The organism is Pseudomonas sp. E315 (assembly GCF_055406205.1).
Genome location: NZ_JBUZPJ010000017.1, coordinates 1 through 24663, shown reverse-complemented (window position 1 = coordinate 24663; position 24663 = coordinate 1). Strand labels below are relative to the sequence as shown.

23 protein-coding genes are annotated in these 24663 nt (G+C 54.9%); 14 read left to right on the top strand and 9 right to left on the bottom strand.

Annotated elements, in window-relative coordinates; genetic code table 11:
• Positions 1–401 precede the first annotated feature (401 nt).
• The 5 genes from ACZRJQ_RS19625 to dksA form a co-directional block, all read right to left on the bottom strand.
• Positions 402–1835, bottom strand: coding sequence for a sigma-54-dependent transcriptional regulator (locus ACZRJQ_RS19625; RefSeq protein ID WP_463979985.1), 1434 nt, complete (start codon positions 1833–1835; stop codon positions 402–404).
• Positions 1836–1857: 22 nt separating this feature from the next.
• Positions 1858–4812 (bottom strand): sensor histidine kinase, encoded by a 2955-nt coding sequence (locus ACZRJQ_RS19620; protein WP_463979984.1) that lies wholly within the window; start codon positions 4810–4812, stop codon positions 1858–1860.
• Complete coding sequence (locus tag ACZRJQ_RS19615; RefSeq protein ID WP_003176118.1) at positions 4796–4972, bottom strand: hypothetical protein; 177 nt, start codon at positions 4970–4972, stop codon at positions 4796–4798. Before ACZRJQ_RS19615 ends, ACZRJQ_RS19620 begins: the two co-directional genes overlap by 17 nt.
• 78 nt (positions 4973–5050) lie before the next feature.
• On the bottom strand, positions 5051–5941 hold the full coding sequence (gluQRS, locus tag ACZRJQ_RS19610) for a tRNA glutamyl-Q(34) synthetase GluQRS (protein WP_463979983.1): 891 nt from the start codon (positions 5939–5941) through the stop codon (positions 5051–5053).
• A gap of 144 nt (positions 5942–6085) precedes the next feature.
• The gene (gene dksA, locus ACZRJQ_RS19605) at positions 6086–6526 is read right to left on the bottom strand and encodes an RNA polymerase-binding protein DksA (protein WP_003439669.1); all 441 of its coding nucleotides are present in this window, start codon (positions 6524–6526) and stop codon (positions 6086–6088) included.
• Between the two features lie 322 nt (positions 6527–6848).
• Here dksA and ACZRJQ_RS19600 point away from each other — a divergent pair, with 322 nt between their 5' ends.
• Positions 6849–8021: a pyridoxal phosphate-dependent aminotransferase gene (locus ACZRJQ_RS19600; RefSeq protein WP_463979982.1), complete on the top strand. Its 1173-nt coding sequence runs from the start codon at positions 6849–6851 to the stop codon at positions 8019–8021.
• Complete coding sequence (gene sfsA, locus ACZRJQ_RS19595) at positions 8021–8728, top strand: DNA/RNA nuclease SfsA (RefSeq protein WP_463979981.1); 708 nt, start codon at positions 8021–8023, stop codon at positions 8726–8728. The genes ACZRJQ_RS19600 and sfsA overlap by 1 nt, the downstream gene beginning before the upstream one ends.
• Here the strand turns inward: sfsA and ACZRJQ_RS19590 are convergent.
• Positions 8711–9049: a Rieske (2Fe-2S) protein gene (locus tag ACZRJQ_RS19590; RefSeq protein ID WP_463979980.1), complete on the bottom strand. Its 339-nt coding sequence runs from the start codon at positions 9047–9049 to the stop codon at positions 8711–8713. The two genes, sfsA and ACZRJQ_RS19590, sit on opposite strands and share 18 nt — an antisense overlap.
• A gap of 176 nt (positions 9050–9225) precedes the next feature.
• Between ACZRJQ_RS19590 and ACZRJQ_RS19585 the strand changes: the two genes are divergently transcribed.
• The 3 genes from ACZRJQ_RS19585 to ACZRJQ_RS19575 are packed head-to-tail and all read left to right on the top strand — an operon-like array spanning position 9226 to position 11902.
• The gene (locus ACZRJQ_RS19585) at positions 9226–10101 is read left to right on the top strand and encodes a heme/hemin ABC transporter substrate-binding protein (protein ID WP_463979979.1); all 876 of its coding nucleotides are present in this window, start codon (positions 9226–9228) and stop codon (positions 10099–10101) included.
• A 50-nt stretch (positions 10102–10151) separates the two neighbouring features.
• Positions 10152–11135, top strand: a complete 984-nt coding sequence (locus ACZRJQ_RS19580; RefSeq protein ID WP_463980030.1) for a FecCD family ABC transporter permease — start codon at positions 10152–10154, stop codon at positions 11133–11135.
• A complete protein-coding gene (locus tag ACZRJQ_RS19575) occupies positions 11060–11902 on the top strand; it encodes a heme ABC transporter ATP-binding protein (RefSeq protein ID WP_463980029.1) in 843 nt (280 codons plus the stop codon). The genes ACZRJQ_RS19580 and ACZRJQ_RS19575 overlap by 76 nt, the downstream gene beginning before the upstream one ends.
• Positions 11903–12134: 232 nt before the next feature.
• Here ACZRJQ_RS19575 and ACZRJQ_RS19570 read toward each other — a convergent pair whose 3' ends face one another.
• From ACZRJQ_RS19570 to ACZRJQ_RS19560, 3 genes are all read right to left on the bottom strand, one after another.
• Positions 12135–12407, bottom strand: coding sequence for a TfoX/Sxy family protein (locus tag ACZRJQ_RS19570; protein ID WP_463979978.1), 273 nt, complete (start codon positions 12405–12407; stop codon positions 12135–12137).
• 247 nt (positions 12408–12654) lie between these two features.
• The gene (locus ACZRJQ_RS19565) at positions 12655–12996 is read right to left on the bottom strand and encodes a pentapeptide repeat-containing protein (RefSeq protein WP_463979977.1); all 342 of its coding nucleotides are present in this window, start codon (positions 12994–12996) and stop codon (positions 12655–12657) included.
• Between the two features lie 90 nt (positions 12997–13086).
• Complete coding sequence (locus ACZRJQ_RS19560; protein ID WP_463979976.1) at positions 13087–14643, bottom strand: bifunctional aminoglycoside phosphotransferase/ATP-binding protein; 1557 nt, start codon at positions 14641–14643, stop codon at positions 13087–13089.
• Between the two features lie 115 nt (positions 14644–14758).
• Here ACZRJQ_RS19560 and mrcB point away from each other — a divergent pair, with 115 nt between their 5' ends.
• The 9 genes from mrcB to msrQ all read left to right on the top strand — a co-directional run bounded on the left by mrcB (position 14759) and on the right by msrQ (position 24559).
• On the top strand, positions 14759–17083 hold the full coding sequence (gene mrcB, locus ACZRJQ_RS19555) for a penicillin-binding protein 1B (protein WP_463979975.1): 2325 nt from the start codon (positions 14759–14761) through the stop codon (positions 17081–17083).
• A gap of 16 nt (positions 17084–17099) precedes the next feature.
• Positions 17100–17837 carry a tetratricopeptide repeat protein gene (locus tag ACZRJQ_RS19550; protein ID WP_463979974.1) on the top strand — a complete coding sequence of 246 codons (738 nt, stop codon included), beginning with the start codon at positions 17100–17102 and terminating at the stop codon, positions 17835–17837.
• Between the two features lie 5 nt (positions 17838–17842).
• Positions 17843–18172 carry a YqcC family protein gene (locus ACZRJQ_RS19545; RefSeq protein ID WP_463980028.1) on the top strand — a complete coding sequence of 110 codons (330 nt, stop codon included), beginning with the start codon at positions 17843–17845 and terminating at the stop codon, positions 18170–18172.
• Positions 18173–18582: 410 nt separating this feature from the next.
• Complete coding sequence (locus tag ACZRJQ_RS19540; protein WP_463979973.1) at positions 18583–20307, top strand: acetolactate synthase 3 large subunit; 1725 nt, start codon at positions 18583–18585, stop codon at positions 20305–20307.
• 2 nt (positions 20308–20309) lie between these two features.
• Positions 20310–20801 (top strand): acetolactate synthase small subunit, encoded by a 492-nt coding sequence (gene ilvN / locus ACZRJQ_RS19535; protein WP_018609360.1) that lies wholly within the window; start codon positions 20310–20312, stop codon positions 20799–20801.
• 48 nt (positions 20802–20849) lie between these two features.
• On the top strand, positions 20850–21866 hold the full coding sequence (gene ilvC / locus ACZRJQ_RS19530) for a ketol-acid reductoisomerase (protein ID WP_463979972.1): 1017 nt from the start codon (positions 20850–20852) through the stop codon (positions 21864–21866).
• Positions 21867–22010: 144 nt separating this feature from the next.
• On the top strand, positions 22011–22868 hold the full coding sequence (gene pssA, locus ACZRJQ_RS19525) for a CDP-diacylglycerol--serine O-phosphatidyltransferase (RefSeq protein WP_463979971.1): 858 nt from the start codon (positions 22011–22013) through the stop codon (positions 22866–22868).
• A gap of 63 nt (positions 22869–22931) precedes the next feature.
• A complete protein-coding gene (msrP, locus tag ACZRJQ_RS19520) occupies positions 22932–23945 on the top strand; it encodes a protein-methionine-sulfoxide reductase catalytic subunit MsrP (RefSeq protein ID WP_463979970.1) in 1014 nt (337 codons plus the stop codon).
• Positions 23945–24559, top strand: coding sequence for a protein-methionine-sulfoxide reductase heme-binding subunit MsrQ (msrQ, locus tag ACZRJQ_RS19515; RefSeq protein WP_463979969.1), 615 nt, complete (start codon positions 23945–23947; stop codon positions 24557–24559). Before msrP ends, msrQ begins: the two co-directional genes overlap by 1 nt.
• Positions 24560–24663: the final 104 nt, after the last annotated feature.

Here is a 24663-nt window from a genome sequence, read left to right as displayed (position 1 = left end):
GTGTTGATGTGATCAGTGATCCAACTAGTTCAGGCTCTGCTTGTAAGTGCAGTTTTTGTTGTTCTCTGCCTAGTCGTGGGGCAAGCCCCAATGACAACACCTCTCCAAAAGAATCAGTTAGCTGCGCCTCCGCCGTGTTGTTTTTGTTATGCGTGAGTCGATACGTCTTATTTTTATTGTGTGTTGCTGTGATTCTTATTGTTCTTGTACGAATACATATAGCAGGAGGCGTGCCAACTTTTGCGGCGACCAGCAAAATAAGGGTTTAGAGCGGGTTTTGCTTTTTGACAGGCCAAAAAAAGCCGGGTCTTCGTTACCGTAAGACCCGGCTTTTGTTACGTGATTAGGTGGCGGTAACAGTTTTTTCACAGTCTCAAGTGTTACCTGAGCCATTACCCCACTTAATTTTCGCTGGCGACACCGGTTTTTCTGCGCGGAATACCCAGGCGCTGGCGCCGTTCCCACAGGCATTTGCGGCTGACGCCGAGTTTGCGCGCCAGTTCGGTCTCGGTCATGTGGTCTTGATGCTCCAAAACGAAGTGCTGAAAGTAGTCTTCCAGTGACAGGTCTTCGGTGGGATCAAGGCTGGTGTTACCGCTGCCGATACTTTGTTGTGGCGCCAGGCCGATAAAGTCATCGTCCTGCAAGTCGCTCAATTCAATATCGATGCCGAGTAGCTCGGCTGAGATTTCCGGGCTTTCGCACAAAATCACGGCGCGTTCTACGGCGTTCTCCAGCTCCCGAACGTTACCCGGCCACGAATAATGGCGAATAGCTTGTTCGGCATCTGGGGCAAATTTCAGGTCAGTACGCCCCACGCGCGCGCTTTGGCGGGCCAAGAAGGCGTGAGCAATTTCATTAACGTCTGCACCACGCTCGCGCAACGCGGGCAGTTTTAGGGCGATTACGTGCAGGCGGTAGTACAAGTCTTCGCGGAACTGACCGACTTTGGCCAGGCTCTTGAGGTCGCGGTGGGTGGCTGCGATCAAGCGGACATCGACCTTTTGCGATTGCACAGAGCCCACGCGGCGAATTTCGCCTTCTTGCAGTACACGCAGCAGTCGCGCTTGTGCTTCCAGCGGTAACTCGCCAATTTCATCGAGGAACAACGTTCCGCCATCGGCGGCTTCAACTAGCCCGGCACGCCCTGCGCTGGCGCCGGTGAATGCGCCTTTTTCATGGCCGAACAATTCGGATTCGATCAAGGATTCAGGAATGGCGGCGCAGTTCACTGAAATCATCGGTGCCTTGGCGCGCTTTGACAGGTTGTGCAAGGCGCGGGCGACCAGCTCTTTACCCGTGCCTGACTCACCCTGGATCAATACATTGGAATCGGTAGGCGCCACTTTGCGGATTTTGTTGTACATGTCCTGCATGGGTGGGCATGAGCCGATGATGCCAATTTCGCCATTGCTGTTATCCACAGCGTTTTTATCGCCAGCGGGCATTTTGGTTGCGCGCTCGGCTGGCGCACTTTGGGCGTTTTGGCGATCACGCAGAATACGCGCCACAGCTTGCAGCATTTCGTCGTGATCGAACGGCTTGGCGATGTAGTCGACAGCCCCCATTTTCATCGAGTCTACGGCCGAGCGCAGGCTCGCATAGCTGGTCATGATCAGCACCGGCTGGCCTTGGCCGAGCTTGATCAGCTCAGTGCCGGGAGCGCCTGGCAAACGCAGGTCGCTGACTATCAAGTCGAACGAGGGAATGCTGAAACGCTCTTGGGCTTCCTGTACCGAGCCAGCCTCGCTGACTTGGTACTGATTACGCTCCAACAAACGGCGCAACGCGGAGCGGATGATTGTTTCGTCTTCGACGATCAAAATATGCGGCATTGATTCGGTTCTCTCGACGGTCTCAGTTCACAGCGGACGTCGCTTCGACATGACGCGGTAGTGTCACCCGGATACGGGTTCCGCGTTGGCTTTGAATGTCAGCCGGGCTGTCGATGGTGATTTGTCCATAATGCTCTTCAACGATGGAATAGACCAGTGCAAGGCCCAGACCGGTGCCTTCGCCAGGATCTTTGGTGGTGAAGAAGGGTTCGAACAATCGATCCATGATGTTCTTGGGAATCCCGCTGCCTTCGTCTTCGACGATCAGGTCTATGGTGTGTTCGTTGGCTTCGCTTTTGACCCGCACGGCACCACCGGCAGGCGTGGCGTCGCGGGCGTTGGACAGCAAGTTGATCAACACTTGCGCCAAGCGTTGCGGGTCGCCATCAACGCAATGATCGGGGTCGCACAGGTTATAAAACTGCACCTCAAAGTTGCGTCGATTCAAGGCCAGCAGACCAATGGCATCCTGCGCCACTTCGGCCAGGCACACGCGCTCGTCATTGTGCTGATGGCTGCCGGCGTGGGCGAAGCTCATCAACGACTGCACGATGCGCGAAATACGCTTGGTTTGTTCGAGGATCTGGCTGCTGATTTCCGTCAGCTCGCTGTCGTCTTCGCGCTCTTCGCGCAGGTTTTGCGCGAGGCAGGCAATGCCGGTGATCGGGTTACCAATTTCATGGGCGACCCCAGCGGCCAAGCGGCCAATGCTGGCCAGGCGCTCGGAATGCACCAGTTTGTCTTCGAGCATTTGGGTTTCAGTGAGGTCCTCGACCAGTAACACCAAGCCACTGTTACCGGGCGCTAATGGCTCATCAATGGCCGCTTTGTGCAGATTCAGCCAGCGGGTTTGACCATCAAGGGCCAAATGTTGCTTGTGCAAGTGCTCGTCGGGCAAGTCAATGAAGCCTTGCAACAACTGGCGCCAAGGGTCGGCCAGAGTGCTTAAACGCGAGCCCACCACACGCTGAGCCGGAATGCTTGTCAGCTCTTCCATAGCTTTGTTCCACATCAGGATCTCTTGATCCTTGGCCAGCGAACACACGCCCATTGGCAGCTCTTGCAGGGTTTGGCGGTGATAACGGCGCAAGGCGTCGAGTTCGGCCGCCAAACCGGTCAGGCGTGAGTGGTAGTCCTCAAGTCGGCTTTCGATGAAGTGAATGTCTTCGGTAACGTAGTTTTCGCCGCTGGACTTGTAAGGCAAGAAGGTCTCGACCATATCTTGAGCGACGCTGGGGCCCATCAAACCGGACAGGTTGGCTTCGATTCGGTCGCGCAGGCGACGCAAGGCGTAAGGGCGGCGCTCGTCAAACGGTAAGTACAAATCGCGCAAGGCTTGCTCGACTTCTTTTTGTGCTGCTTTGGCGCCAAGGGGCTTGGCCAGTTGGGTCGCAAACTCTTGTGGTGACGCTGCATGCAGCTCACGACGTTGTGGGCGGCGCACGTTATCCACAGCGCAGGCTTCAGCGGCACTGGTTTCTTCGGGGCTGGCGTTGGTAAACAGCGAGATCAGGGTGAACATGAGCACGTTGGCTGCCAGCGACGCGATGGCTGCCATGTGCCAGCTGGTGTCATCCAGCACGTAGATCATGTTCAGCCACGGAATGTAGAAACCCTGGAAGTTGCCGACCAGCGGGAACAGCATGCTGACCATCCACACCAGAATGCCGGCCAGCAGCCCGGCAATAAACCCGCGTCGGTTGGCCGTTGGCCAATACAAAACCGAAAGTACGCCCGGCAGGAACTGCAAGGTGGCGACAAACGCCACGATGCCGAGGTTGGCCAGATCTTGCTCTGCCCCCAGCAACAGATAAAACCCGTAGCCGGCCATGATGATGGCCACGATCAGTGCGCGGCGAGTCCACTTCAGCCAGCGGTAGATATTGCCTTCTGCGGGAGGCTGATACAGCGGCAGTACCAAATGGTTGAGCGCCATACCTGAGAGTGCCAGGGTAGTGACAATAATCAGCCCGCTTGAAGCCGACAGCCCGCCTACATACGCCAGCAGTGCTAATGCTTTGCTGTTGGCGGCGATGCCCACGCCGAGGGTGAAATATTCAGGGTTGGTGGTGGCACCTAACTTGAGGCCCGCCCAGAGAATGAGCGGTACGGCGAGGCTCATCAACAGTAAAAACAGAGGCAGGCCCCAACTGGCGCTGACCAACGCACGAGGGTTGAGGTTCTCAGTGAAGGTCATGTGATACATGTGCGGCATCACGATGGCCGAGGCAAAAAACACCAGCAACAAGGTACGCCAAGGGCCTTCTTGTAAGGGCGTGTGCAAGGCGGCGAGGGCTGTCTGGTTTTGCAGCAGCCACACTTCAAGTTGCTGCGGGCCGTCGAATACGCCGTACAGCGCGTAGAGCCCAACCCCGCCGATGGCGATGAGTTTGATCACCGACTCAAAAGCAATGGCAAACACCAAACCTTCGTGTTTCTCGCGGGTCGCAATGTGGCGCGAGCCGAAGAAAATCGTAAACAGGGTAATCAGCGCGCAAAAGCTCAGGGCCACGCGGTGCTGTACTGGCTCGCGGGTCAGGATGCTGATGGAGTCAGCCACCGCCTGAATTTGCAGGGCCAACAGCGGTAACACACCGATCAACATAAAAATGGTGGTCAGCGCTCCGGCCCATGAGCTGCGAAAACGGAACGCAAACAAGTCGGCCAGCGAGGACAGTTGGTAGGTGCGGGTGATTTTTAAAATGGGATAGAGCAACACCGGCGCCAGCAGAAACGCCCCCGAAACTCCGAGGTAGCTGGATAAAAAGCCGTAGCCATACTCGTAAGCCAGCCCGACTGTGCCGTAAAAAGCCCACGCACTGGCGTAAACACCTAGCGACAGGGTGTACGTCAGCGGGTGACGAATGATGGAGCGCGGGATCATGCCGCGTTCGCTGATCCAGGCTACGCCAAACAGCACCAGCAAGTAGGCGGCACTGATCAGGATCATCTGGGTCAGGCTAAAGCTCATCGGCATCTTTTTGGCTCTGAAGAATAAAGGTCACGACGATCAGAATCAGCCAGAGCAGATAAGGCCTGTACCAGGCACCTGTCGCGTCAATCCACCAATCCATGATGGCGGGAGAAAACAGGTAGATCCCGACTACCAGCAACAGGACCAATCGATAGATATACATCCCGCCCTCACTTTTACAGGCCGCATGCCCAAAAACGTGCGGCGATGTTAACGGATGGCTGGCAACCTGCAAGGGCTGTCAGCGTAATTGCGCTTCGGCCAAGGTTGGCGTGCGCGGGATAAGCCCGGGGTTCCAGTGAGCAATGGCCCAGTCCAGGATTTCTCGCGGGGGGGCATTGTTTAGCGCTTCGTCAGGATTTTGCCCCAGTGCACGTAAGGCGCGAAGCAGCAATGGCGACGCCTGATCGGGAGTCAAGGGGGGCGAGCGGTAGGACTTGCCCAGCTTGTGGCCGTCAGGTTGAACAATCAATGGCACATGCAGGTAACGCGGTTCAGACAAGCCCAGCAGTTCTTGCACATAGAGCTGGCGCGGCGTGGAGTCCAGCAGATCGGCGCCGCGCACGATATCGGTAACACCTTGTGCGGCATCATCAAGCACGACAGCTAATTGGTAGGCGTAAAGCCCATCACGGCGGCGAATGACAAAATCGCCGACATCGCGGGCCAAATGCTGGCGAAATTCACCCTGCACGCGATCTTGAACTGCGTATTCCAACTCAGGAACCCGCAGGCGAATGGCCGCGTTTTCCATAGAGTGGCCCGCATTGCGGCATAAGCCCGGGTAAATCCCGTTATAGCCTTCTAGTTGTTTGCGCGAGCAGGTGCAGGCATACGCCAAGCCTTGGCTGAATAAACGATCAAGCACATAGGCGTAGGCGTCATGCCGCTCGCTTTGGCGAACCAGTTCGCCGTCCCACTCAAAGCCATAACGCTCCAGAGCATCGAGAATCGCCGCTTGAGCACCGGGCATTTCGCGCGGAGGGTCGAGGTCTTCCATGCGCAGTAGCCAGCGTCCACCGACAGCACGGGCATCAAGGTAGGAGGCGAGGGCGGCCACCAACGAGCCAAAGTGCAAATGCCCGCTGGGCGTTGGGGCGAAGCGCCCGATGTAGGGCGAGGGTGCAATCATGAGGAACCTCCTGTAGGCGTCGAGCTTACTCGCGATAGCCTCGTCGCGAGCACGCTCGGCGCCTACAGGGTATGAGGCGTGCCGCGATCAAATTTCAGAAACAAAAATGGGGCGTTCGCACGCCCCATTTGGTCAACCCGGCGATTACTTGCCGACTTGTTTTTCCTTGATTTCAGCCAAGGTTTTGCAGTCTACGCACATGTCAGCAGTAGGGCGGGCTTCGAGTCGGCGGATACCGATTTCGACACCGCAGGATTCACACCAACCGTATTCTTCGTCTTCGATCAGTTGCAGCGTTTTGTCGATTTTCTTGATCAGCTTGCGCTCGCGATCGCGGGCACGCAGTTCCAGGCTGAATTCTTCTTCCTGGCTAGCGCGGTCGGCCGGGTCAGGAAAGTTTGCCGCTTCGTCTTTCATGTGATCAACGGTGCGGTCGACTTCCTGCATCAAGTCCTGTTTCCACTTTTGCAGAATCTTGGTGAAGTGTTTGCGCATGGGTTCGCCCATGTACTCTTCACCCTTCTTTTCAACGTAGGGTTCGAAGCCGCTAAGTTGACTATTCTGTTGCTTTGCTTGTGTGGGCATGAAATGGACCGCCTCTCATTCTTCTAATCCATTGCGCAGGATTGCAACATCACCGACACCTGCCGGCCCTGCGGCTGCAAGCGGGCGAACTTACCAGATCAAATCGGGCCGCGCTACTCCCTGTTGTCTGGCCTGTGGCCTGTGATTGTGTGCAGAGCCTGTGATGCTTGAGATTAGTGGCTGAATAATAATTTTAGTCGAGCTATGACCGGGGCTTGCGCCCTTTGGTTCTACTCACGGGCACGCTAAGACTGCTTTTAGCTCTCTCTTGAGTCGGCGCTTGGGTAGAATCAGCCTTTTGCTTACCCAGGAAGGCAGGCTCATGGCTCAGTCTTACAGTGCGCGCAGTCGCGCGATCGAACCTTTCCACGTGATGGCGTTGTTGGCGCGGGCCAACGAGTTGCAGGCGGCAGGACACGATGTGATTCACCTGGAGATCGGAGAGCCTGACTTCACCACGGCAGAGCCGATTATTGCGGCCGGGCAGGCGGCTTTGGCGGCTGGCAAGACGCGCTACACCGCAGCCCGTGGTTTGCCGGAGCTGCGTGAAGCGATTTCAGGTTTTTATCAGCAGCGTTACAACTTGAATATTGATCCTGGGAGAATTCTGATTACGCCGGGCGGTTCTGGCGCGCTGTTATTAGCCAGTAGCCTACTGGTAGATCCGGGAAAGCATTGGCTTCTTGCAGATCCCGGCTACCCATGTAACCGACACTTCTTACGCTTGGTTGAAGGGGCTGCGCAGTTGGTGCCGGTCGGGCCAGACGTGCGTTATCAACTGACTGCGGATTTGGTAGAGCGTTATTGGGATCAGGACAGTGTGGGTGCTTTGGTCGCCTCACCTGCCAACCCGACCGGTACTATTTTGACCCGTGACGAATTGGCCTCGCTTTCAACCGCAATCAAGGCCCGTAATGGGCATTTGGTAGTGGATGAGATCTATCACGGCCTGACCTATGGTTGCGATGCCGCCAGTGTGCTGGAAGTCGATGACAGCGCTTTTGTGCTTAATAGCTTTTCCAAGTACTTCGGTATGACCGGCTGGAGGCTGGGCTGGCTGGTGGCTCCGCCAGAGGCTGTGGCTGATCTTGAGAAACTGGCGCAAAACCTTTACATCAGCGCCCCGAGCATGGCGCAGTACGCTGCGCTGGCCTGTTTTGAGCCAGACACACTGGCCATTCTTGAAGAGCGCCGCGCTGAATTCGCCTGCCGCCGTGACTTCTTGTTACCCGCCTTGCGCGAATTGGGTTTTGGCATTGCAGTCGAGCCTGAAGGGGCGTTTTACCTTTACGCCGATATCAGCGCGTTTGGCGGCGATGCTTTTGCCTTTTGCCGACACTTTCTTGAAACCGAACACGTGGCCTTTACGCCAGGTCTGGATTTTGGCCGTTTTCAGGCTGGGCACCATGTTCGATTTGCATACACCCAAAGCCTGCCGCGCCTGCAGGAGGCTGTGGAGCGAATCGCTCGCGGCCTAAAAAGTTGGAGTCACTGATGCAGTTTTCACCCGCGCTGGAAGAGGGGCGTTTGCTCAAGCGTTACAAGCGTTTTTTAGCCGACATTGAAACAACCAGCGGCGAGTTAATGACGATTCACTGCCCCAATACGGGGTCGATGCTCAACTGCATGGTTGAAGGCGGGCAAGTGTGGTTCAGCCGCTCAAACGACCCCAAACGCAAGTTGCCGGGCACTTGGGAGATCAGTGAAACCCCGCAAGGACGGCTGGCGTGTGTGAACACTGGGCGGGCTAATCGTTTGATTGAGGAGGCGTTGCTGGGAGGCGTGATTACTGAGCTTAACGGCTTTACGGCGCTCAAGCGTGAAGTGGCGTATGGGCAGGAAAAAAGCCGCATTGATTTCCGTCTGGAGTACCCGCAGGGTTTTGCTTTTGTCGAAGTTAAAAGTGTCACTTTGGGGTTTAACGACACGCGGGTAGCAGCGTTTCCGGATGCGGTGACACAACGTGGTGCCAAACACTTACGTGAACTTGCGACCTTGGCGCGTGAGGGCGTGCGCGCGGTGCAACTGTATTGCGTCAACCTCACAGGGATCGATGCTGTTCGCCCGGCCCAAGAGATTGATCCGGGTTACGCTGGCGCCTTGCGTGAAGCCGTTGAAGCCGGGGTGCAGGTGTTGGCGTATGGCGTCAGCTTGACACCGCAAGCCGTGGTGGTGGATCGCCGATTAGACGTCATCCTCTGACTGCGCTGCGCTAACCCAAATACCTTGGCTGTCTTCTTGGCAGTCAAGGCGTATGAGCATTTGCCCGGCGCAAGGCCCGGCAACGCACTCTCCCGTTTCGATCAAAAACAATGCCCCGTGTGTGGCGCATTGGATCAGGCTGGCGCTGGTATCGAGGAATTGATCTGGCAGCCATTCAAGAGGGACACCCCGATGCGGGCAGCGATTTTTGTAGGCATACACTTGCCCCTCCCGACGCACTGCGAGCAGGCGCATCTCTTCGTATTCGAAGCCGCGACTCGTACCTTCGGGCAATGCCTGTGAAGGGCATAAAAATATCATTACAGTCCTTAAGCCACGCGCAGGTTTGTAGCGCTAGCGTGCGTTAGAGCGGGTTAATAGGTTGACGTGCAAATGCAAACAATTATCAAATGACCGCTTGCTCCGCGATGTGCTGTTCTTACTGCACGGGATTTAGACATGTCCCGTCGAGCCCTCTTTTCAAGGAACTTCTCTGTATGCGCTTGAGTACCCGCCTGATGACGCTTTGTGCAGGCCTTCTGATTAGTCATGCCAGCGTGGCTGGCGAGTTGCCACAACGTTGGGTCAGTGCCGGAGGGGCACTTTCAGAATGGGTCAGTGCGTTAGGCGCAGAGTCTAAATTGGTTGGGGTTGATACTACCAGCCAACATCCTGAATCACTTAAATTGCTGCCCAGCATTGGGTATCAACGTCAGTTGTCGGCAGAAGGCATTTTGAGCTTAAAGCCTGATGTATTAATCGGGACTGACGAGATGGGGCCGCCGCCGGTGCTGGCGCAAATCCGTAGCGCAGGCGTGCCAGTTGAGATGTTTTCGGCGCAGCCCGATCTCGACAACCTGCACGCTACGTTGAAGCATTTGGGCCGTTTGCTGGGGGATGAGGCTCAGGCTGAGCAATTGTTCAAGGATTACCAACAGCAACTGACGTTGCACGGGCAGCAGGTTGCCCGACTTCAGGCCCAGAACAAGGCGCCCGGCGTTTTGCTGTTGCTGGGGCATGCAGGTGGCAAACCCTTGATTGCTGGCAAAGACACTGCCGCTGATTGGCTGCTGACGCAAGCGGGCGGGCATAACCTCGCCACTCATACGGGTTACAAGCCGTTTTCGATTGAAGCATTGGCGGGGCTGAACCCCGAGGTGTTGGTGTTTGCTGATCGCAGCCTGACAGGCGAGGCCGCTCGACAAGCGCTAATGAAAGAAAACCCGATTTTGGCATCTATCCGAGCGGCCAAGGACGGACGGATTTATGAGTTGGACCCCACCTTATTAGTGGGTGGTTTGGGGCCGCGTTTGCCCACGAGTTTGAAGCAACTGACGGCTGATTTTTACCCTACGGCCTCGGTTAACCCATGAGGACGTTGGTTAAACCGCGTTCTTTATTTATAGGCTTGGGTGCGTTGTGCCTGTTAGCGACGTGGTTGTCGCTGGCGTTGGGGCCGGTGAGTTTGCCTTTGTTGGACACGCTGCGTGCCGCACTGCGCTTGTTGGGTGTGCCCATTCAAGGCGAGGGGCTGGAGCAGGCCGAGTTAATCCTTGGTCAGATTCGCTTGCCGCGCACCTTGCTGGGGTTGGCTGTTGGAGGTGTGTTGGCGTTGTCGGGTGTGGCGATGCAAGGGCTGTTTCGCAATCCACTGGCTGATCCGGGGCTGGTAGGGGTTTCCAGTGGCGCGGCGCTCGGTGCGGCGATTGCAATTGTCGGCGGGGCTGCTTTTGGTGGGTTGCCAGAGTTTATCGGCCCGTATTTGTTGTCGCTTTGCGCATTCCTTGGTGGGCTTGGTGTTACCGCGCTGGTGTATCGGCTGGGGCGGCGTAATGGCCAAACCAATGTCGCGGTCATGCTGTTGGCAGGTATTGCCTTAACTGCGCTGGCTAGCTCGGCCGTGGGTTTGTTCACTTATATGGCGGACGACGCGACATTACGCACACTGACATTCTGGAACTTGGGCAGCCTCAATGGCGCCAGTTACGCACGATTATGGCCGCTGCTGGTGGTCACGGTCGGGGTCGCATTGTGGTTACCTCGTCGGGCTGATGCGCTCAATGCGTTGCTGTTGGGGGAGTCGGAGGCCAATCATCTTGGGATTAATGTCGAAGGCCTTAAGCGTGAGCTGGTGTTCTGCACGGCGCTGGGTGTGGGTGCCGCTGTGGCAGCGGCGGGGATGATTGGGTTTATCGGGTTGGTGGTTCCGCATTTGGTGCGGCTGCTGGCGGGGCCTGATCATCGGGTGCTGTTGCCTGCGTCAGTGCTTGCGGGTGCGAGTTTGCTGCTGTTCGCAGACCTGATCGCGCGACTGGCCTTGGCCCCGGCAGAATTACCGATTGGCATTGTCACGGCGTTTTTAGGTGCGCCATTTTTTCTTTATTTACTGCTGCGAGGCCGCCACTGATGCTGCGCACAGAAAACTTGCAGATTCGTCGTGGGCAGAAAGTGGTGCTGGCGGATGTCACGCTGGATCTGCGTCCGGGCGAGGTCTTGGGCGTGCTGGGCCCCAATGGTGCTGGTAAAAGCACATTGCTTGCGGCGTTATGTGGTGAATTGTCGCCCAGCCAAGGGCAAATTTGGCTGGATCACAAACCCTTGAATCACTGGAGTGGTGCGCTGCGGGCTCAGCGCTTGGCAGTATTGCCGCAAACCTCGACGCTGGATTTTGCATTCCGTGTAGAAGAAGTTGTGGGAATGGGCCGCTTGCCACATCAGACCGGGCAAGTGCGGGATGCCGAAATTGTACAAGCCTCATTACAGGCGGCAGATGTTGAGCATTTAGCAGGGCGCAGTTATTTGGCGTTGTCGGGCGGTGAACGACAGCGGGTTCACTTGGCCAGAGTGCTGGCGCAGCTGTGGCCGGGGCAGAGCGGCCAAACGTTATTGCTGGATGAGCCGACTTCGATGCTCGACCCGTTGCATCAGCACACGACGCTGAAGGCGATTCGGGCATTTGCTGATCGCGGTGCGGCAGTGTTGATCATCCTGCATGACCTGAATCTGGCAGCGCGCTATTGCGATCGTCTATTGCTGCTTGAAGAAGGGCGTCCGCGTGCGCTGGCTTGTCCGCAAGAGGTGTTGCAGCCCGAGGCGTTAAAAGCTGTTTTTGGTTTGGACGTGCTGGTGCAGCCGCACCCCGAACTTGGGCATCCGCTGATCATTGCACGCTGAGTCATTGCGCCAGACATGAGTTTCGGCGCTTTTTTTCAGGCAAAAAAAGACCCGGCAAGAGCCGGGTCAAATAACCGTGATTAGCCTGATGAGGAGATTATCTGAGAGTCCGAACCAAGGGTCTTTCAGAAAATCGGCTGGTCTCGCGACCAGATGGCGTAATCATAACAATTCTCATTTCCAAGTCAACACCTGTTTTTCGGCTTTTTAAACGGCTCCGATAAACGGCACTTCAGGCTTTGTTTTGATTGGCTAAAACTTCCACCTGTTTGTTCAAGAAATCTTTGCGTTCTGGCGGTATGTCGTTCCAGTGAACATCCAGCAGAGCGCCTTCAATGGCATAGAGCAACACTTTCGAGGCTCTGAAACCCCGTGCCTTGACGGCACGATAAGCATCAACCGCTCCCAAGCGTCTTAAATCCGAAATACTGTGAATACCTACAGCGTGCAACCATTGCGCCGATGTCTTTCCCAGATTTCTCAAATGCTGGAGTTCATCGTTCATCAAGCCTCCTTGCGACGGCGCGATCACAGCGTTTACGAGATAAAGCGACCTCAGTGAAGTGTAGCGCTACGTAGGAAAAGCGCTGTCTGTTAGTCGGTTTTGAAGCAAGGAGGCATGCTGAATAGTCTTTTTTGGTCGTAAGAGAAAACTTACGAGCGCGGGAGCGCACGATGCTAGAGCGATCATGACGATGAGAGGGGCTGGTCCACTGCGACGCGATAGCGTCGGACCAGATGTCGCATTTGTACTATTTTGTGCGGTAGCGCAGGCGGGTGCCGAAGTTAACGGACATCAAAATCTCGTCTGCGGTCAGTTCAACTGGGAAGTAAGCTCCCGAAATTTGTGCGTGCGCCAAGCTGGCACCTTCAATACTGGCGGTGCGTAAATCCAGACCACGCAAGTCGGCTGAACGAAAGTAAGCGTCGGTAAAATCAATGCCGTCGGCGTTCAGCTCTCGCAAATCCAGCCCGCGAAAATCACCGCCACGCATGTCGATAGAGCCTTGGGGGCGCTGCTGGTTAAAGCCTTGGATGTCGTCTTTATGCAGCAAAGCGTAGAGCGCTGAATCAAGCAGTGTTGGGCGACTCATGATGCGTCTCCTGTTGGAATTATGACGCCATTATAGTGCCACTATTGCGGCGCCGTGAAACCTTTGAGATTTCACGGCGCACGCATACGTTTACAGGCCTGGTAAGCGCTGGCGAATGTCAGCGATCAGGCTGTCGAGGCTGGCGCTGTTGTGAGTTTCAACCCGCTTGGTGCGCAGGATTTCATCTTCGCCCAACGCTTCACGACTGGACTGCTGCAACTTGACCACTTCCATTGTTGCGTCAGACGGGTCGGTGCCCAAAGTTTTGCGATGAGCCAGCCAGCCTTCGATCACAGCGTCGGGGGCGGTGCAATCAAGAATCAAGCACGGCACACCTGTTGCTTCTGCCACTTTGGCAGCCGCATCGCGTTGCTCGCGTTTAAGGTAGGTGGCGTCAATCACAACCGGGAAGCCTGCGCGCAGCACAATACCTGCCAGTTCATGCAACTTGTTGTAGGTTGCAACGCTGGCTTCAGGGACATAGATGCCGCCATCAACCGGGTTGTTATTCACTTGCTCGCCAAACATCTGCTTGCGCACGACGTCTGAGCGCAGGCGAATGGCGCCTAGCGCTTCGACCAAACGCATGGCCACTGAGCTTTTGCCTACGGCAGATACACCGTGGGTAACGGTCAAAAAGCGAGAAGGGATGGTGCTGTAGCTTTCGGCCAGATTGGCGTAGTTGCGGTATTGACGCAGGGTTGCGGCACGTTGAACGGCACTGGCTTCGGCGGGCATGCTGAACAAGCTGACTTTGGCGCGAACCAGTGCTCGGTAGGCTTTGTAGAAGTTCAGCAGCTCAAGGCCTTGATAGTCGCCCGTCAATTCCAAGTATTGACTGATAAAACGTCGCGCCAAGCATTTGAGGCCACGGTCTTCCAAATCCATCGCCAGGAACGCGGCGTCAGCATAGATGTCAGTGAAGCGGAAAGGCTCGTTGAATTCGATGCAGTCAAAAATAACGACTTTGCCATCAATGAGGGTCGCGTTACCCAGGTGGATATCACCGTGGCACTCGCGGATAAACCCTTCAGCCTTACGTTGTGCCAAGAGGGGCTTGAGGCGGGTAAAGCTGGCCTCTGCCCAGGCTTGAAGGGCATCCAGTTGCAACAGGTCTGCTTTGTCTGTCAGAAACGGACGAATTTGATCGAAGTTTTGACGTACTGGCTCCATGACCGCCTCTGGCGTGCCTTGGTAATGCTCCAGCGGGACATGGGGGGCATGCGTATGGAAGCGGGCGATTTGCTGAGCCATTTCGTCGATATGCGCCGCGTTCAGTTCGCCGTTGGCCTGCAGTGTGCTGAGTAATTGGCTCTGAGGGAATTGACGCATTTTGAGCAGGTACTCAATGGCGGGCCCTTCGCCGCCCAATACTGGCTGTTCGGCGGTGCCAGTAATTGGCAGCACTTCCAAGTACAAACCCTCGGTCAGGCGCTGGTTGAGGCGCAACTCTTCGTGACAGAAGAACTCTCGAGCGCTGAGCTCAGTGAAATCAAGAAAGCCGAAATTGACAGGCTTCTTCATCTTGTAGGCGTATGGGCCTGTGAGGATCACCCAGGAAATGTGCGTTTCGATAACCTGAAACCCTTCGACTTCATGAGGGTAGAGGTTCGGGTTCTGTAGCGCGGCAATCAGGTTCTGGCTCACGGTTGATCCTTCAAGTCTGGAAAATTCAATGCGCCATTATGGCGGTTGACAGCGGTACTGCAAACCGCTGGGCTGCGCATGATGAACATCAATAAAGTGCGTATAATCCGGCGCCATGACTCGTACCCGATCCCCTCGTTCCCGTTCCAAACGTCCCTCTGGCGGCCTTCGCCCCTGGCTGGGCTGGGCGCTTAAGCTCAGTCTGGTGGGCCTGGTTGTGCTGGCAGGCTTTGCTGTTTACCTCGATGCCATCGTTCAGGAGAAGTTTTCTGGCAAGCGCTGGACGATTCCGGCCAAGGTTTATGCACGGCCTCTGGAGTTGTTCGTCGGCCAAAAGCTGGGCAAGAATGATTTCCTCACAGAGCTTGATGCGCTGGGATATCGCCGCGAAAGCGTGGTCAATGGCCCTGGCGCGGCGGCCGTCAATGGCAATACGGTTGACCTTAATACGCGCGGCTTCCAGTTTTATGAAGGCGCAGAAAAGGCTCAGCCGGTTCGCGTTCGCTTCTCTGGCGATTACGTGGCCGAGCTTTCGTCGACCAATGGTTCAAAACTGCCAGTGGTACGCCTTGAGCCATTGCTGATTGGCGGGCTTTACCCGAAAAACCTTGAAGATCGGATTTTGATCAATATTGATCAGGTGCCGCCGTTCCTGTTGGAAACGCTGGTGGCGGTTGAAGATCGCGATTTTTATCATCATTTGGGTGTTTCACCGAAGTCGATCGCCCGTGCTATCTGGGTTAACTCCTCGTCCGGGCAGATGCGTCAGGGCGGCAGTACGCTAACTCAACAGTTGGTCAAAAACTTCTATCTGACCAATGAGCGCAGCCTTTCGCGCAAGCTGACTGAAGCGATGATGGCGTTACTGCTTGAATTGCATTACGACAAACGCGAGATCCTTGAGGCTTACCTCAATGAGGTGTTTGTTGGTCAGGATGGCCAGCGCGCGGTGCATGGTTTTGGTCTGGCCAGTCAGTTCTTCTTTAGTCAGCCGCTTTCAGAGCTAAAGCTGCACCAAGTAGCGTTGTTGGTGGGCATGGTCAAAGGGCCGTCTGCCTACAACCCGCGTCGTTATCCGGAACGTGCGTTAGAGCGTCGTAATCTGGTGCTCGATTTGCTGGAGCAGCAAGGTGTTGCCACGGCTGAACAAGTTGCCGCCGCCAAGAAGATGCCGTTGGGTGTGACCAAGCGCGGTAGCTTGGCAGACAGTTCGTTCCCGGGTTTTCTGGATTTGGTCAAGCGACAACTGCGTGAAGATTATCGCGACGAAGATTTGACCGAAGAAGGGCTGCGGATTTTCACCAGCTTTGACCCTATTCTGCAAATGAAGTCAGAAGCAGCTGTAGGTGAGACCTTCAAACGCCTTGCAGGGCGTAAGGGGGCGGATGAAGTTGAAGCTGCAATGGTGGTGACCAACCCCGAAACGGGTGAAGTTCAGGCACTGATTGGCAGCCGTATGCCGGGCTATGCAGGCTTTAACCGCGCGTTGGACGCTGTACGTCCGATTGGCTCGTTGATCAAACCTGCGGTTTATCTGACGGCACTTGAGCGGCCGAGTCAGTACACGCTGACCAGTTGGTTGTCGGATGAGCCTTTGTCGATCAAAGGTGCGGATGGCCAGGTCTGGAAACCTCAGAACTATGATCGCCGCTCGCACGGTACGGTCTTCCTCTATCAGTCGATGATGAACTCCTACAACTTGGGGACGGTGAGGCTGGGGCAGGAAGTGGGTGTGCCTAACGTGCTCAAAACCCTTGCGCGGCTTGGTGTTGAACGTGATTTTCCGGCGTTTCCGTCGATGTTGCTGGGGGCGGGCGCGTTGAGCCCGATGGAAGTTGCGGCCATGTATCAGACGTTGGCCAACGGGGGCTTCAATACCCCAATGCGCGGGATTCGCAGTGTACTGACTGCTGAGGGAGAGCCCCTTAAACGCTACCCGTTCCAGATCCAGCAACGCTTTGATCCGGCCTCAATCTATTTGATCCAGAACGCGATGCAGCACGTGATGCGCGAAGGTACAGGGCGTTCGGTGTACAACGTCTTGCCTAAAAATTTGGCGCTTGCGGGTAAAACCGGTACCAGCAACGATTCGCGCGACAGTTGGTTTGCGGGTTTCAGTCAGGATTTGCTGGCAGTGGTTTGGCTGGGGCGAGATGACAACGGTAAAACGCCCTTCACTGGTGCGACCGGTGCCCTACAGGTTTGGACCAGCTTTATGAGTAAAGCTGATCCGTTGCCATTGGACATGCCGCAGCCCGATAACATCGTTCAAGCCTGGATTGATCCGCATACAGGGCAAGGCTCTGATGCCAACTGCCCGGGCGCAGTGCAGATGCCGTATATTCGCGGCAGTGAGCCACCCGCCGGGGCCAGTTGTGCTGGGCAAGAGCCCGCTACAGGTGATGCCGTGATGGATTGGGTCAAGGGCTGGTTGAATTAAGCAATGAGGGTTTGACGTGAATAAGTGGTGGATTCCGGCTGTTTCAGCCCTGGCTTTGCTCAATGGTTGTGCCAGCGTGCCGCAGGGTTCGATCCCTGTGGTCGACTCTGGTGTGCCGGTGTCGAATAACGAACGTATTTCGGCTCAACGTACAGCCGGTAGTTATCCACAGGCCACTGCGCCGCGTACAACGCAGGCGCAGGCCATTCCTCAAGACTCGGGCGTTGTCGTGATGATTCCGGGTGGCGGGGCGGCCGTTTCAACGCCCATCAGCAGTGAGCCGTTCACGCCAGGGCCGATTACTCCCGGCCCGGCAGCAGCGCCAATCAGTACAGGCAGTTACACGCCGAACACCACCTACAGCGCCCCAGCGCCGATTACGCCCAGCGGCATTCCGTCCAACGGTGGCGGGCTGGCTGCGGATGAGCAGCTTGATGGTCCGGTATTGGCATTGCTGACTACTGCTCAACAACAGCAAGCCAGTGGCGACTTAAACGGCGCATCCTCAAGTCTTGAGCGTGCGCAACGTGTGGCCCCTCGTGAGCCGCAAGTGCTTTATCGTTTGGCGCAGGTGCGCATGGCTCAAGGTGATGCCGCTCAAGCCGAGCAGTTTGCTCGTCGTGGCCTGAGCTTTGCCAATGGCCGTCCTGATTTGCAGGCCAGCTTGTGGGGCCTGATCGCTCAAGCCCGTGATAAGCAAGGTGATGCGGCTGGCGCTGCATTGGCCCGTCAAAAAGCCAAGGTGAGCCTCTGATGGCCATGGATTCGCGAATTTCCGAAATTGCCGAGTATTTGTTGCTGATTGAGCAAGAGATGCGCACGCAGGGGTTGTGGAGTGACGCGATCCCCAGCGAGCAAGACTTGTCCAGCCCGGAGCCATTCAGTGTGGACAGGCTGGACTTCGAGCAGTGGGTGCAGTGGATTTTCTTGCCAAAAATGAAGCGCATCATTGAGGAAGGGCAGACCCTGCCCAATGTTTCGGGGATTCGGCATATGGCGGAACATGTTTTTGGCCAGCGTCGCGGAAACTGGAAGCCATTGCTTAAACATTTTGAAGCATTTGACCTGTTAATTAGCCCTTCGGGGTGAGACTGTCGCTGCCAGTTTTAGCTGGCAGCCTTTATTTTTCTTGTCGTTTTTTGCCGTTAGACGCGTTTTTTTGTGCGTTCTTGTCAAATTATGCGAATTAATTGAATTCATGACTTGACTTGGATGGGGTGAATGAGAAGAATCGAAAGTCCGCTGTAGAGGGATTGCCAGAAGCAGACCCTCTCAGCAGATCATGAGGCGCACACCCGCGCCGACCTGCTACACCCGCAACGCGTTACCTCGCGCTGGGTGGGAAACCCCCGCAATACTTGGGGAGTTCCCAATACTTGCTCAGTCAGTGCTGACGTAGTCGGCGACTACCGTCGCTCATGCTCTGCTGAAAAAGTAAACCTATTAAGACCCGTTCGCCTTTTAGTGGACGGTATTCTGGCGTTTTAGAGGTGAACAACGTGGAGCTTTTATCTGGCGGTGAGATGCTTGTCCGCTTTTTGCGCGACGAAGGTGTCAAACATATCTACGGGTACCCTGGTGGTGCTCTTCTGCATGTTTACGATGCATTGTTCAAAGAGCCGGAAGTTACCCACATTCTGGTTCGTCACGAACAAGCTGCTACCCATATGGCTGACGGCTATGCCCGTGCTACCGGTAAAGCCGGTGTAGTGCTGGTGACTTCTGGGCCGGGGGCTACCAACGCCATCACCGGTATCGCGACGGCCTACATGGACTCCATTCCAATGGTGATCATTTCCGGTCAAGTGGCGAGCACTATGGTCGGAACCGATGCATTCCAGGAAACCGACATGATCGGTATCTCCCGGCCGATCGTGAAGCACAGCTTTATGATCAAGCATGCTTCGGAAATCCCGGAAGTCATGAAAAAGGCGTTCTACCTCGCGCAGTCAGGTCGTCCAGGCCCAGTTGTGGTCGATATCCCCAAAGACATGACCAACCCGGCTGAAAAGTTCGAATACGTTTTCCCGAAAAAAGCCAAGCTGCGTTCGTACAGCCCGGCTGTGCGCGGTCACTCGGGCCAAATCCGCAAAGCAGCAGAAATGCTTCTGGCGGCCAAACGTCCGGTTCTTTACGCAGGCGGCGGCGTTATCTTGGGTGGCGGTGCAGCACCGCTGACCGAGTTGGCGAAAATGCTCAACATCCCAGTGACCAATACGTTGATGGGCTTGGGGGCATACCCTGGCACGGATCGTCAGTTCATCGGCATGCTCGGTATGCACGGCAGCTTCACGGCCAACATGACCATGCATAACGCGGACGTCATTCTGGCGGTGGGCGCTCGTTTTGATGACCGTGTAATCAATGGTCCCTCCAAGTTCTGCCCAAATGCCAAGATCATCCATGTGGATATCGATCCGGCATCTATCTCCAAAACCATTAAGGCTGATGTGCCGATTGTCGGTCCTGTGGAGAGCGTGATGACCGAAATGGTCGCCATCCTCAAAGACATTGGCGAGAAGCCAAATGCTGAGGCGGTTGCCAGTTGGTGGAAGCAAATCGACGAATGGCGTGGTGACCGCGGTCTGTTCCCTTATGACAAGGGCGACGGCAGCAAGATCAAGCCACAAGCTGTGATCGAAATGCTTTGTGAGGTGACCAAGGGCGATGCTTATGTAACGTCCGACGTAGGTCAGCACCAGATGTTTGCTGCTCAGTACTACCGGTTCAACAAGCCTAATCGCTGGATCAACTCGGGTGGTTTGGGCACGATGGGCTTCGGTTTCCCGGCGGCTATGGGTGTGAAGCTGAATTTCCCTGAGGCTGACGTTGCCTGTGTGACAGGCGAGGGCAGTATTCAGATGAACATTCAGGAATTGTCGACGTGTTTGCAGTATGACTTGCCAGTAAAAATCATCAGCTTGAACAACGGTGTTCTGGGTATGGTGCGTCAGTGGCAGGACATGAACTACGGCAGTCGTCACTCGCACTCTTATATGGAATCGCTACCTGACTTCGTCAAGCTGGCTGAGGCCTATGGGCATGTGGGGATTCGGATCACCGATCTGAAAGATCTGAAGCCGAAAATGGAAGAAGCCTTTGCCATGAAAGATCGTCTGGTGTTCCTGGATATTCAGGTCGATACCAGTGAGCACGTTTACCCGATGCAGATCAAAGATGGCTCCATGCGCGACATGTGGCTGAGCAAGACGGAGCGTACTTAATCATGCGGCACATTATTTCTTTGCTTCTTGAAAACGAACCCGGTGCTTTGTCTCGTGTTGTCGGGCTTTTTTCGCAACGTAACTACAACATCGAAAGCCTGACAGTGGCGCCTACTGAAGACCCGACTTTGTCGCGTCTGACGCTGACCACTGTAGGGCACGATGAGATCATCGAACAGATCACCAAAAACCTGAACAAGCTGATCGAAGTGGTCAAGCTGGTGGACTTGTCGGAGAGTGCTCACATTGAGCGTGAACTGATGTTGGTCAAGGTCAAGGCAACAGGTGCTCAGCGCGCGGAAATCAAACGCACTACGGATATTTTCCGTGGGCAGATAGTTGATGTCAGCGCCAGTGTTTACACCGTGCAATTGACCGGCACCAGTGACAAACTCGACAGCTTCATTCAGTCGATTGGTACCGCTTCGATCCTGGAAACAGTTCGCAGTGGCGTCACCGGGATTGCCCGTGGCGACAAAGTACTCAGCATCTAAAACTAATAAGTGCTAATGGCCTGAATGGCCTGGATATAAGGGAAAATCATGAAAGTTTATTACGACAAAGACTGCGACCTTTCGATCATCCAGGGCAAAAAAGTAGCCATCATTGGTTACGGCTCTCAAGGCCACGCTCAAGCGTGCAACCTGAAAGACTCCGGTGTAGACGTTACTGTAGGTCTGCGTAAAGGTTCGGCCACTGTTGGCAAGGCTGAAGCTCATGGTTTGAAAGTGACTGACGTTGCCAGCGCTGTTGCAGCTGCTGATCTGGTCATGATTCTGACCCCGGACGAATTCCAGTCTTCGCTGTACAAAAACGAAATTGAGCCAAACATCAAGAAGGGCGCTACTTTGGCGTTCTCCCACGGTTTCGCAATTCACTACAACCAGGTTGTGCCGCGCGCTGATCTTGACGTGATCATGATCGCGCCAAAAGCACCGGGTCACACTGTTCGCTCCGAGTTCGTGAAAGGCGGCGGCATCCCTGATCTGATCGCAATCTATCAGGACGCTTCGGGCAACGCTAAAAATGTAGCGCTGTCGTATGCGGCTGGCGTGGGTGGCGGTCGTACCGGCATCATCGAGACGACGTTTAAAGACGAGACTGAAACTGACTTGTTCGGTGAGCAGGCTGTTCTGTGTGGCGGTACTGTTGAACTGGTTAAGGCCGGTTTTGAGACGCTGGTTGAAGCAGGCTACGCGCCAGAAATGGCTTACTTCGAGTGCTTGCATGAGCTGAAGTTGATCGTTGACCTCATGTACGAAGGCGGTATCGCCAACATGAACTACTCGATCTCCAACAACGCTGAGTACGGTGAGTACGTTACTGGGCCAGAAGTGATCAACGCTGAGTCCCGTCAAGCAATGCGTAACGCTCTGAAGCGTATTCAAGATGGTGAGTACGCGAAGATGTTCATCAGCGAGGGGGCTACTGGCTACCCATCGATGACGGCAAAGCGTCGTAACAACGCGGCTCACGGTATCGAAGTTATCGGCGAGCAACTGCGCTCAATGATGCCTTGGATCGGCGCGAACAAAATCGTCGACAAAGCAAAGAACTAAGCTAATAGAGTGTAGAGAAAACGCGGCCTAGGCCGCGTTTTTTCGTTTAAGCGTCGGCATCTGGTATAAAGCTGGATCGTTTGTGGGTGATTTTTTGCCCCAAGCCTCTATTGAAACTTTCCATATCGTTGCAAGGTAATGTCCATGAGCGAACGTCCCGAAGAGCCAAAACAGGCTTCTGACGCCGATAGCCTCCTGCCTATCGATGAGCATGTCGAAGAAGGGCATGACGCCGAAGGCCGTAAAGTCCGGCATCGTGGTATCTATCTGCTGCCGAATCTTTTCACAACTGCGAATTTGTTCGCCGGTTTTTACTCGATTATTAACTCAATGAGCGCACAAAGCGCCATGAGTGCTGGAGATGCCGCAGGAGCCAGCAAGTATTTTGCTTTTGCAGCCATCGCGATTTTTGTGGCGATGGTGCTGGACGGCCTTGATGGCCGAGTTGCACGTATGACCAATACCGAAAGCGCTTTTGGTGCCGAGTACGACTCTTTGTCTGACATGGTTGCTTTTGGTGTTGCGCCTGCGCTGTTGGCTTTTGGTTGGGCGTTGGGTGATATGGGTAAGGTCGGCTGGATGGTCGCCTTCATCTATGTCGCGGGGGCAGCACTGCGTTTGGCGCGTTTTAATACGCAAGTTGGCACGGCCGACAAACGCTACTTTATTGGCTTGGCCAGCCCTGCGGCTGCGGGTGTTGTTGCAGGTATCGTTTGGGCGTTCAGCGACTACGGGATTCAGGGGTCGAAAATGTCGTTCCTGGTTGCGTTGCTTGTGGCAGCGGCAGGCATGCTGATGGTGAGCAATATCAAATACAACAGCTTCAAAGAGTTGGATTTGAAGGGGCGCGTCCCGTTCGTAGCGATTTTGGCTGTTGTGCTGGTGTTTGCTGTTGTGTTCAGTGACCCTCCGCGCATTTTGTTGCTGGTTTTCCTTGCGTATGCAGCGTCGGGCCCGGTTCAGTATTTATTGCATTTGCGTCGTCACAAAAGCGGCGAGTAATGTAATTTTCCCTAAACTCCGTAGTCTATTGGAGCATCAGTCCTCCAATGCTACGGAGTTGCCATGCTTATCAAGCTTCCTAGGGCGTCTGACTGTACAGAGTCGGAAGTCACGCCTGAATCCTTCTATTTATCTCGTCGTACATTGTTGAGCAGTTCGCTTACGGGATTAGCTGTGGGCGCTATTCCTCGATGGGCGAGTGCAGATGAGGTTGTGCGTTATGCGGATGTTGAGCCGGGCAAGGCGCCAGGTTGGTTTCTTGAAAAACTCCCGCAGACCCAATGGCAGGCGATTACCGTCCAAGGGGAGGCCATTACGCCTTTCAAGGATGCAACGCACTACAACAACTTCTATGAATTTGGCGTCGATAAAGGGGACCCCGCTCAAAATGCGGGCGCGCTGAAGACCGAGCCTTGGACTGTGGTGGTCGATGGTGAGGTGGCCAAGCCGGGGAGGTGCGCACTTGAGGACTTCATGAAGCCCTATCAGTTGGAGGAGCGGATTTATCGATTGCGCTGTGTGGAGGCGTGGTCAATGGTGATCCCGTGGATCGGATTCCCATTGTCGGCGCTTCTTAAGCAGGTTGAGCCAACCTCCAAGGCCAAATACATACGTTTTGAAACGTTGCAGGACCCAAAAGTCATGCCGGGGCAACGTTCAGGATTTGCGCTAATTGAATGGCCTTACGTGGAAGGCTTGCGTTTGGACGAGGCTATGAATCCATTGGCCATCCTTGCAGTGGGGATGTATGGGCGCGAACTGCCCAATCAAAATGGTGCGCCGCTGCGTTTGGTGGTTCCGTGGAAATATGGCTTCAAAAGCGTGAAATCTATTGTGCGTATCAGTTTGGTGGAGCATCAGCCTAAAACCACTTGGCAAAGCATTGCGGCGGATGAGTATGGGTTTTATGCGAATGTGAATCCGCAGGTAGATCATCCTCGTTGGACTCAAGCGAGAGAGCGGCGACTGCCGAGTAGCCTCTTCAGTCCTAATGTTCGTGATACTCAAATGTTCAATGGTTATGCCGATGAGGTCGCTTCTTTATATAGAGGCTTGGATTTGAAGGCGAACTATTGATGCGATTTACTTTTTGGCGCCTGATCGTCTTCATCGCTGCTGCTATGTGGCCTTTGTATTGGTTGTATGAAGCGTGGAGTTTTACTTTGGGGCCTGATCCAGGAAAGGTTTTGGTTGATCGACTTGGGTTGGGTGCGTTGATCTTGCTGCTTTTGACGCTCAGCATGACGCCAATGCAGAGGCTGACAGGTTGGTCGGGCTGGATTGCTGTGCGTCGTCAGCTTGGATTGTGGTGTTTTGCTTACGTGGGGTTGCACCTGTGTGCTTATTTAGTTTTTGTGTTGGGACTTGATTGGTCGCAGTTGGGCGTGGAGCTGCGTAAGCGACCGTACATTATTGTGGGGAGCTTGGGATTTGTTTGCCTATTGGCATTGGCGGTGACATCCAATCGATATAGCCAAAGACGCTTAGGAGCGCGCTGGAAGACGCTACATCGTTTGGTATACGTGGTTTTGGGGTTGGCTTTGCTGCATATGCTGTGGATTGTGCGAGCTGATCTCAAGGAGTGGGCTATCTATGCGGTTATGGGGGGTGGTCTGATGTTGATGCGATTGCCGGCGGTGAAGCGTGGAATTACCCGTCTATATAAGAAGAAATCCGATGCCGTCATATAAGTCAAAATTAACCCTTGACTCAAAATTCTAACGGCCTATAATTCGCCCCACTTCCGGCGCAGTCGAAACGGAAAACTCCTTGAGTATCAATGAGTTGTACGGTT

Coding starts and splice junctions, on each gene's coding strand:
- ilvN (WP_018609360.1), top strand. CDS start 20,310: ATGCGGCACATTATTTCTTTGCTTCTTGAAAACGAACCCGGTGCTTTG.
- ACZRJQ_RS19590 (WP_463979980.1), bottom strand. CDS start 9,049: ATGATATTTTTATGCCCTTCACAGGCATTGCCCGAAGGTACGAGTCGC.
- msrP (WP_463979970.1), top strand. CDS start 22,932: ATGCTTATCAAGCTTCCTAGGGCGTCTGACTGTACAGAGTCGGAAGTC.
- ACZRJQ_RS19625 (WP_463979985.1), bottom strand. CDS start 1,835: ATGCCGCATATTTTGATCGTCGAAGACGAAACAATCATCCGCTCCGCG.
- ACZRJQ_RS19570 (WP_463979978.1), bottom strand. CDS start 12,407: ATGAACGATGAACTCCAGCATTTGAGAAATCTGGGAAAGACATCGGCG.
- ACZRJQ_RS19585 (WP_463979979.1), top strand. CDS start 9,226: ATGCGCTTGAGTACCCGCCTGATGACGCTTTGTGCAGGCCTTCTGATT.
- ACZRJQ_RS19600 (WP_463979982.1), top strand. CDS start 6,849: ATGGCTCAGTCTTACAGTGCGCGCAGTCGCGCGATCGAACCTTTCCAC.
- dksA (WP_003439669.1), bottom strand. CDS start 6,526: ATGCCCACACAAGCAAAGCAACAGAATAGTCAACTTAGCGGCTTCGAA.
- ACZRJQ_RS19545 (WP_463980028.1), top strand. CDS start 17,843: ATGGATTCGCGAATTTCCGAAATTGCCGAGTATTTGTTGCTGATTGAG.
- ACZRJQ_RS19620 (WP_463979984.1), bottom strand. CDS start 4,812: ATGCCGATGAGCTTTAGCCTGACCCAGATGATCCTGATCAGTGCCGCC.
- gluQRS (WP_463979983.1), bottom strand. CDS start 5,941: ATGATTGCACCCTCGCCCTACATCGGGCGCTTCGCCCCAACGCCCAGC.
- msrQ (WP_463979969.1), top strand. CDS start 23,945: ATGCGATTTACTTTTTGGCGCCTGATCGTCTTCATCGCTGCTGCTATG.
- ACZRJQ_RS19615 (WP_003176118.1), bottom strand. CDS start 4,972: ATGTATATCTATCGATTGGTCCTGTTGCTGGTAGTCGGGATCTACCTG.
- sfsA (WP_463979981.1), top strand. CDS start 8,021: ATGCAGTTTTCACCCGCGCTGGAAGAGGGGCGTTTGCTCAAGCGTTAC.
- ilvC (WP_463979972.1), top strand. CDS start 20,850: ATGAAAGTTTATTACGACAAAGACTGCGACCTTTCGATCATCCAGGGC.
- ACZRJQ_RS19565 (WP_463979977.1), bottom strand. CDS start 12,996: ATGAGTCGCCCAACACTGCTTGATTCAGCGCTCTACGCTTTGCTGCAT.
- mrcB (WP_463979975.1), top strand. CDS start 14,759: ATGACTCGTACCCGATCCCCTCGTTCCCGTTCCAAACGTCCCTCTGGC.
- pssA (WP_463979971.1), top strand. CDS start 22,011: ATGAGCGAACGTCCCGAAGAGCCAAAACAGGCTTCTGACGCCGATAGC.